Genomic DNA, 7,501 nt, shown 5'->3' with positions numbered 1-7,501 from the left:
TAGACCCATGGGCACTATAGACGTGAATAACTCGTGTGCATAACCTGTAAGCCATGAATCTGCACTAAATTCGGACAAGAATCAGACAAGAATCTGCACGGCACTTAACTACTTATGAGCATTATCGGGCTATTGCTACTAGTCGGGCTAATCATTTACTGGGTTGTGCAACGACATGCTGCAGGCGTTACGCGCACTCCATTATGGTTGTTATGGCTTGTAATGGTGACTCCCGCAGTAACATGGACGATCGTATTTCTCTATAGCAAAGCGCTATTGTCTGTTGAACTGATTGTTACTTCCTTAGTTATCAGTTCTCTACTCTACTGGTTTCTAGTGCAGATGGGGCGCATTGATGCTAGTGTGGCCACTAAGGTCATTGCAGATAAGCCTGATGAGCGCCAAGATGAGCGAGCTAACCCTATCCCTGAGTTAAAACTAGCCTCTGAGCAGCCTACCCCCTCGCCAGCACGACTGTTGAGCAATGATGAGGAAGCAACCCTCAAAGCTTGCTTTCCTTGGTCTGTCTACTATGTACAAACGATCGACTATCGTCTACAGGCAGTAATTTGCAAAGGTCACTTACGCACAGACCCCAGCAAAGCCTATGAGACAATTAGGCAAAATATCGCTGAGAAATTTGGCGATCGATTTCTAGTTGTGTTTCAAGAAGGCTCTGACAACAAGCCATTCTTCGCACTGGTTCCCAATCCCTATCTACACAAGGGCAAACGCAGTGTCGATTCAGCGTTACATCGTCCACGCCTAGCGCTAGCTCTGTTGGTCATCACTCTCATTATGACTACAGTTGCGGGTGCAGCAATGACTGGAGTCACTGTAGAGCAATTGCAAGCATCTCCTGAAGCTTGGCTCCAAGGACTTAGCTATTCGCTGCCACTAATGATCATTCTAGGAATTCATGAGCTAGCACATTACCTAACAGCACGTGCCTATGGCTTGCGGGTAACCCTGCCCTACTTTATTCCAGCGCCCTTCTTTTTAGGCACATTTGGAGCTTTTATTCAGATTCGCTCACCAATGCCCAACCGGAAGGCACTGTTTGATGTCAGCATCGCAGGGCCAGCGGCAGGTTTAGTAGTAACTATTCCAGTTTTGCTGTGGGGTTTAGCTCACTCTGAACCAGTAGCCTTGCCAGCAAATGCCACTATTGGTAGCCTACAGGCGTTTAATCCTGCCTATACGCTGATGTTGGCTCTGTTGAGTAAATTAGCTTTGGGTAGTGCGGTGGCAGAAAATGTTGGTTTGAAGTTACACCCTGCGGCGATCGCAGGTTGTTTAGGCCTACTGGTAACTGCCCTTAATCTCATGCCTGTCGGACAGCTTGATGGTGGCCACATTGTTCATGCCATGCTGGGTCAGCGCAAAGCTGCTATCATTGGCCAAGTAGCGCGAGTCTTGATGTTGTTGTTGTGTCTGCGTTTACCAGATTTTGGGCTTTGGGCATTGATGTTGTTCCTGATGCCTAGCGCTGATGAGCCTGCCTTGAATGATGTGACCGAGCTAGATGATCAGCGAGATTTTTGGGGGTTAATAGCCATAGCTACTCTGTTGCTTATTATCTTGCCACCCCCCGCGGCGCTGACCCGACTGTTGTTTCAAGGCTAATAGTTTGTATGGCGAAACTAGTTAAGTGCATTACTCCAGAACTGCAAGCCTTTATAGAGGCTCAACATCTATTCTTCGTAGCTACTGCTCCCCTAGCTCCAACTGGACATGTCAACCTTTCTCCAAAAGGGCTAGATACATTTCGAGTCATTACTTCCCAGCAGGTTGCCTACTTAGACTTGACGGGCAGTGGCAACGAAACTTCGGCTCACTTGCAAGAAAATGGCCGGATCACAATTATGTTTTGTGCCTTTACAGGCAAGCCCCAGATTCTGCGCCTTTATGGTCAAGGACGGGTAGTGTTACAGGGTGACGCTGAGTGGAATACCCTACGAGCGTGCTTTCCAGACATCCCTGGTGCTCGCCAAATAATAGTTGTAGATATTACTCGTGTCCAAACATCCTGTGGTTTTGCTGTCCCACTTTACCAGTATCAACATCAGCGAGATACCCTTGTGAATTGGGCACTGTCAAAAGGGCCAGATGGTCTCAAGCGCTACCATCAACAGAAAAACTTGAGGAGCATTGATGGCTTACCAACCTCGTTGGGTCAGCGTCAGAGGTAAAGTTGTGCTCGGCAATCGTTACGGTTTGTAAACTTTGCCGTATGAGTGATCCGGGTTAACATCTAGCACCAGATCAGCTCGTGAATGGTTCTGAATTAGGGGACTAATGAATAGCTCAGGATGCAAGGCTCGCCAAAAATAATGCACGAACTGCTCTACCTCGTCATTACTCATACCATGACCACCAGCAGCAATGCGCTCACGTTCAGCTTGTTGTCGCCATTGCTTGCTCAGGCGGTAGTCAACCGGGTTCAGAACTAACAGCCGATCGATTCGCTCCCATAGGGGTAAATACTCTCGGAGTCGATCGTTCATGTCTCGCGCAAATTGGCGATCCTGTGCGGTTCTAATAGGCTCAGGTGCATCTACAAATTTGCTGGGATCCACAGGCTGAACACCGACAAACCAGCCCTCAAATAGAACAATTTCTATATTGCTCACGTACTCTGGTGATGTTCGTTCACCAATGCCGTCATAGGCAGATTTGTCAAACCGGGGAATTGCAATTGGGCGAGAGCAACCTAACCGGAGTTGATCTAGCGTTTGGATCCCTAACGACACATCATGAGTGCCAGGTGGCCCACGCCACTTCAAACGTGGATCTTGTTGTTGTAACCGTTGGCGATCAGCATAGGTTTTATACAAATCATCCAAAGAGATGCTGAGGCTAGCATATCCCATGTGACCCAGCAACAAGCTGATTAGATTACTCAGCGTTGTTTTGCCTGTACCCTGCCCGCCGACTATGCCAACAATCAGTGGTCGGCTAAGCTGCTGTCGCCAAAGACTCATTAATCTGGCCAAGGGCATCCATAGCGTCCACAGTGACAAACACAAGTCTGATTCATTCACTAAACCATGCGCGATCGGTGGATAGTGTTGCCTTAGCTGTGGGTAAACACTACGGAGCAGTTGCCATTGCTGGCGTACCAACTCATGAACCTGATCAATCGGGAGATGAAGTGCTTGAGCACGATTGCGATCCTTCAACAATAGACTTGCTAATGCTGACTGTTGATCAACAGCTAGCTGAGTAGTGTTTAACACATAAGGCCAATCTATCATTTATTAACTGCCCAACTTAAAGGCTTCTAGAGCATAGCCATAAATCAAACCAACTTTAAAAGCGTTCAATACATCGGCTAGAGGCACCTTATTACCTGATCGATAAACTAACCAACTAATTATCTCTGTAAATCCGGTTGCGAGTGCTGCTCCTAGAATATCTAATTCAGCAGTTTGTCCAGATACAGTAGAAATGGCATTGGCTATGTAGAACCCAAAGAACAGTCCAATCAGGATTAGCGAGAGTCGCCGCCAGGGATTTTGAAGCCACTCTTTGCCACGGCTAATTGCCAAGTCAACAAGAGTGTTCAAACGTGTATTCTGCATAGCGGATACATGGGTATGCTGGAAGAGGGGTAAAAATCGTAGATAATTCAGGTTACAGTGATGAACTGTGCAAATTGCCTGTCACCTTTCTAAGAAATGTTGATGGATTAAAACTGGCTCTATAAGAAGGACTAGAAATCTTCATACATCTGTGATGAGTTCTATATTACATATTGGTGTCTTATTGTTCACAATAGAAAACGAGGTAGAGTGCAATACACATCTACAGTTAATTTAAGAGTTTTTTAATGTTTAAAATTCCCTAATACTGGTATGACACCGGAAAAGCCTGATGACGAAGAGATGGTTGTGAAAAAGATAAGTCTCCGTGTTAGGACGGATAGAGCAGTTTTTGACCAAGTTCTCTCTTGGTTCGACACGCTGAATCAGCCACCAACAGTTGACAACCGAACATGGTGGCAATGTCAAACCGTCCTCAAGGAAGGATTTGATAATGTGGTGGATTATGCTCACAAAGATTTAATCCCGGATACGCCGATCGATATTGAAGCGGTAAGGCGTAAAGCATCGATAGAAATTCGCATATGGGATCAAGGCAAGCCCTTTGACTTGAAGCGCAAACTCGCTCAAATGCCCACTCTGGACGAGAATTATGATGGCGAGCGAGGACGAGGTCTGCGTATTATGGAAAAAGTCGCTGACGAACTGAGCTACGATCGTACAAGCGACAATCGTAACTGTTTGGTGATTATCAAGCAACTAACCAACGAGAACTCCCTAGCCGCAAAGGCAGGCAATTAAACATCTAACCTGAACATCTAACCTGAACATCTAACCTAGGTTTTGACGTTAGCTAGTCAGATGAGTTTACAGGACGGTTCAGAAATTTTTGGTTTTTTCCGGATTGCTCTGCCATCGTTGGAATAGGGGTATGGTAGATGCACCCTGATCTTGACCCTGGAACTGTTCTAGTTCTAGGGTTTTTTATTGCTCACAAAAAGCCAAAGTGTTGCAATCCTTCGAGAATGCCCCAAGCATAGGGGGCATTAGCTACATACTGTTGAGGAGTTCCGTATCGGCTATACCAGTCCAGCAGCTCTGCGCGAGCATTCCCCACAATTATCCCCAAGGTTCCCTGTTGAAAAAGACTGATATCATTGCCAGAGTCACCACAGACCACTGTTTTTTCTGGGGGCATTGCTAAGTGTTCTCGTAGGTAGGTGATAGCTAAACCTTTATCGCCTGATCGCGGCAAAATGTCCACATCTTGACCGCTACTAAAGATTAGCTTTGCTCCAAAATCAGCTAGTTGATTTTCTATCCTAGTCAAGATGGTGGGATCTGCAGTTGGCTTTAGGAAGTAGCTGATTTTCCAGGGATTTTGTTCTGCTGCTGGTTGGGGCAATAGCTCGTCATAGGCTCGTAGAAGGTCTGCGATCGCTGCTCGATTCCAATCGATTGATAGACGAGCTGCCCAAGTCTGATCCTGTTGCCCTCGGTGATAGATTTCGCTGCCTACCCCAGTTACCCAATAGTCTGGCTCGAGCAACCCCTGGTCAGTCTTTAAATCGCTGGCAGAGTGGATAGATCGTCCTGTTGCATAAATCACATAAATTTGCTCTCGAATTAACAAGAGTTTGTGAAGTAGGGCATCAGTGGCCTGACGGTTGCCTACTAACGTGTTATCTAGATCAGTAATGAACAAAAATTTTATCACTTTCATCTCCGTACAGACGAACAACACTACTGGATTATGACAAGAAGAAGTACTAGGGAACAGTCTGTAGTTGAACGTGCTAGACAGCTACTCTTTGAGCGGGCGATGGTTAAGGTTGATGGGGACTATGTAGGGGCAGTTGCAGCAATTCCTAAGCCATCTGCATCCAATCAGCCCGACTTAAACTATGGAGAGATTTTCATTCGAGACAATGTGCCTGTGATGATTTATCTGCTGCTACAGGGTAAGCAGGACATTGTTCGACACTTTTTAGACACCTGTCTACGTCTACAAGGGAAACAGTTTGAGACGAGGGGTATTTTTCCCACCAGTTTTATTGAACATGATGGTCGCTTGGTGGCTGACTATGGTCAGCGGGCAATTGGGCGTGTAGTGTCAGTTGATGCTACCTTGTGGTGGCCTATCCTTGCATACATTTACGTTCAGCGCACAGGCGATCACGCTTATGCGTGCAGCCACCGTACCCAGTTAGGGGTTCAGCAATTCCTTGACCTAATTTTGCGACCAAACTTCCGGGCTGCTCCAACCCTGTATGTTCCTGATGGCGCGTTTATGATTGATCGTCCTTTAGACGTTTGGGGCGCGCCCTTGGAGATTCAAACCTTGTTATATGGAGCGTTATTAAGTGCGGCTGGGCTAATTAAGATAGATCTTGCCACTAAGGGGTATTGTGGTAACCCAGAAGAGTTTGCTACCCCACCCCTATCAGAAGGCTTTACAGAACACCAGATTTATCAATTTCGCCTCTGCCTCAAGTGGATTCGCCGTCTTCGTCGCTACCTATTGCGCCACTACTGGATCAATGGCAAAACTGTACAAGTCCTGCGCCGACGGCCCACGGAAGAGTATGGTGATGAGGCATTGAATGTTTACAACATCCAAACTGAAACGATTCCCCACTGGCTGCAAGATTGGTTGGGCGATCGGGGTGGCTATTTGATTGGTAATATTCGCACGGGACGGCCAGACTTTCGCTTCTTCACGCTAGGTAACTGCCTAGGAGCAATGTTTGATGTCCTCAGCCCGAATCAACAAAAGGCACTGTTTCACTTAATTGCCCGCAATAAACAAGATTTGGTGGCAGAGATGCCTCTACGAATTTGCCACCCACCCCTAGATGCATCGGATTGGCGCAATAAGACGGGGTTTGATCGCAAAAACCTGCCTTGGTGTTATCACAATGCTGGACACTGGCCCTGTTTGCATTGGTTCTTGGTAGCGGCTGTATTGCGCCACCAGCAGCTACATTCCCCCAGCACAGCAGAAATGGCTATTAAAGAGTTGCTGCAAGATGCTTATACCGTCATGCTCAAGCGGTTGCCTCATCAACAGTGGGCAGAATATTTCGATGGGCCAATGGGCACTTGGGTCGGTCAGCAAGCCCGTACCTACCAAACATGGACGATCGTCGGCTTTTTGTTAGTTCATCATTTTTTGAAGGTCAATCCTGCCGATGCCCAAATCATGAATGTGCCCACCTTGAAGATGCTTATTGATCTGTAATTGATGGGCGGCTGGCTCGCTGGGCAAACATGGCCTGAAAGAGATAATCACGGTTGCCCAAGGTTTCGTAGAAAAAGAATGAAACCCCCGCTAAGTTGTAGGAGCGTACAGTCTCTACCTGCTGCTGGATTTGCTCTGTGGGTATGGTTCGGTTTTTCAGTCCAGTAAGAATGCCTATTGCAACTGGAATATGCTGCTTAGCAGCTTGCAACTCTGGCGCGTTTAGCTCTGACACAAACCGCTCCATATCATTGCGGTAAATTTGGACAATCAGCTCTTCGACTAATCCCTGGCGCTCCCAAGTAGCCCAGTCTTGCAAATAGTTTTCGTAGGAAAACTGGTACGGATTGGGAGCGAGGGACACTAGACACCTGGGTTTAAGAGCCTTGACAGTATGGAAAAGTTGGGCAGCAACAGCAGTGATTTTATCTGCACGCCAACGGATCCAAGCTGGATCTTGACTATTACTGGGTGGAGATTGGCCCCCGTGCTCTTGGCGATAGAGTGCAACGGTAAATGGGTCGTAGCCAAGGTCTACAGGCAGGCCAAAGTGATCATCTAGCTGAATGCCATCTATGTCATAGTTGGTAACTAGTTCAGCGATCGCAGCCACTATAAACTGCTGTACTTGGGGATGAAAGGGGTTTAGCCAAACACGAGGATGAACTCCTTCCATCACAATTTGGCTTCCATCTCTGCGGCTAGTAATCCAGTC

General features: G+C 47.0%; 8 protein-coding genes. 4 read left to right on the top strand and 4 right to left on the bottom strand.

What is annotated here, in order from left to right; all coding sequences use genetic code 11:
* Positions 1 to 114 precede the first annotated feature (114 nt).
* Positions 115 to 1,626 carry a site-2 protease family protein gene (locus tag NZ772_09995; GenBank protein ID MCS6813882.1) on the top strand — a complete coding sequence of 504 codons (1,512 nt, stop codon included), beginning with the start codon at positions 115 to 117 and terminating at the stop codon, positions 1,624 to 1,626.
* Positions 1,627 to 1,634: 8 nt separating this feature from the next.
* Positions 1,635 to 2,192, top strand: coding sequence for a pyridoxamine 5'-phosphate oxidase family protein (locus NZ772_09990; protein MCS6813881.1), 558 nt, complete (start codon positions 1,635 to 1,637; stop codon positions 2,190 to 2,192).
* 18 nt (positions 2,193 to 2,210) lie between these two features.
* Here NZ772_09990 and NZ772_09985 read toward each other — a convergent pair whose 3' ends face one another.
* Positions 2,211 to 3,257 (bottom strand): glycerate kinase, encoded by a 1,047-nt coding sequence (locus tag NZ772_09985; GenBank protein MCS6813880.1) that lies wholly within the window; start codon positions 3,255 to 3,257, stop codon positions 2,211 to 2,213.
* Between the two features lie 3 nt (positions 3,258 to 3,260).
* A complete protein-coding gene (locus NZ772_09980) occupies positions 3,261 to 3,584 on the bottom strand; it encodes a DUF565 domain-containing protein (protein ID MCS6813879.1) in 324 nt (107 codons plus the stop codon).
* 273 nt (positions 3,585 to 3,857) lie between these two features.
* Here NZ772_09980 and NZ772_09975 point away from each other — a divergent pair, with 273 nt between their 5' ends.
* Entirely contained in the window at positions 3,858 to 4,346 is a 489-nt protein-coding gene (locus tag NZ772_09975) for an anti-sigma regulatory factor (GenBank protein ID MCS6813878.1), read from the top strand.
* Between the two features lie 190 nt (positions 4,347 to 4,536).
* Here the strand turns inward: NZ772_09975 and NZ772_09970 are convergent, their stop codons facing one another.
* Positions 4,537 to 5,262, bottom strand: a complete 726-nt coding sequence (locus NZ772_09970) for a sucrose-phosphate phosphatase (protein MCS6813877.1) — start codon at positions 5,260 to 5,262, stop codon at positions 4,537 to 4,539.
* Between the two features lie 36 nt (positions 5,263 to 5,298).
* Here NZ772_09970 and NZ772_09965 point away from each other — a divergent pair, with 36 nt between their 5' ends.
* A complete protein-coding gene (locus NZ772_09965) occupies positions 5,299 to 6,786 on the top strand; it encodes a glycoside hydrolase 100 family protein (GenBank protein MCS6813876.1) in 1,488 nt (495 codons plus the stop codon).
* Here the strand turns inward: NZ772_09965 and NZ772_09960 are convergent.
* On the bottom strand, positions 6,773 to 7,501 hold a 729-nt coding region (locus NZ772_09960), incomplete at its 5' end, for a family 10 glycosylhydrolase (protein MCS6813875.1). The two genes, NZ772_09965 and NZ772_09960, sit on opposite strands and share 14 nt — an antisense overlap.

The sequence above is a fragment of the Cyanobacteriota bacterium genome (genome assembly GCA_025054735.1).
Lineage (GTDB): Bacteria > Cyanobacteriota > Cyanobacteriia > SKYG9 > SKYG9 > SKYG9.
Note: the sequence above shows the minus strand (reverse complement) of the source record. Positions and strands in the feature narration are given on the sequence as shown.

Excerpts from the sequence above, each read along its gene's own strand:
- NZ772_09985 (MCS6813880.1), bottom strand. The coding sequence starts at position 3,257 with ATGATAGATTGGCCTTATGTGTTAAACACTACTCAGCTAGCTGTTGAT.
- NZ772_09990 (MCS6813881.1), top strand. The coding sequence starts at position 1,635 with ATGGCGAAACTAGTTAAGTGCATTACTCCAGAACTGCAAGCCTTTATA.
- NZ772_09980 (MCS6813879.1), bottom strand. The coding sequence starts at position 3,584 with ATGCAGAATACACGTTTGAACACTCTTGTTGACTTGGCAATTAGCCGT.
- NZ772_09965 (MCS6813876.1), top strand. The coding sequence starts at position 5,299 with ATGACAAGAAGAAGTACTAGGGAACAGTCTGTAGTTGAACGTGCTAGA.
- NZ772_09995 (MCS6813882.1), top strand. The coding sequence starts at position 115 with ATGAGCATTATCGGGCTATTGCTACTAGTCGGGCTAATCATTTACTGG.
- NZ772_09975 (MCS6813878.1), top strand. The coding sequence starts at position 3,858 with ATGACACCGGAAAAGCCTGATGACGAAGAGATGGTTGTGAAAAAGATA.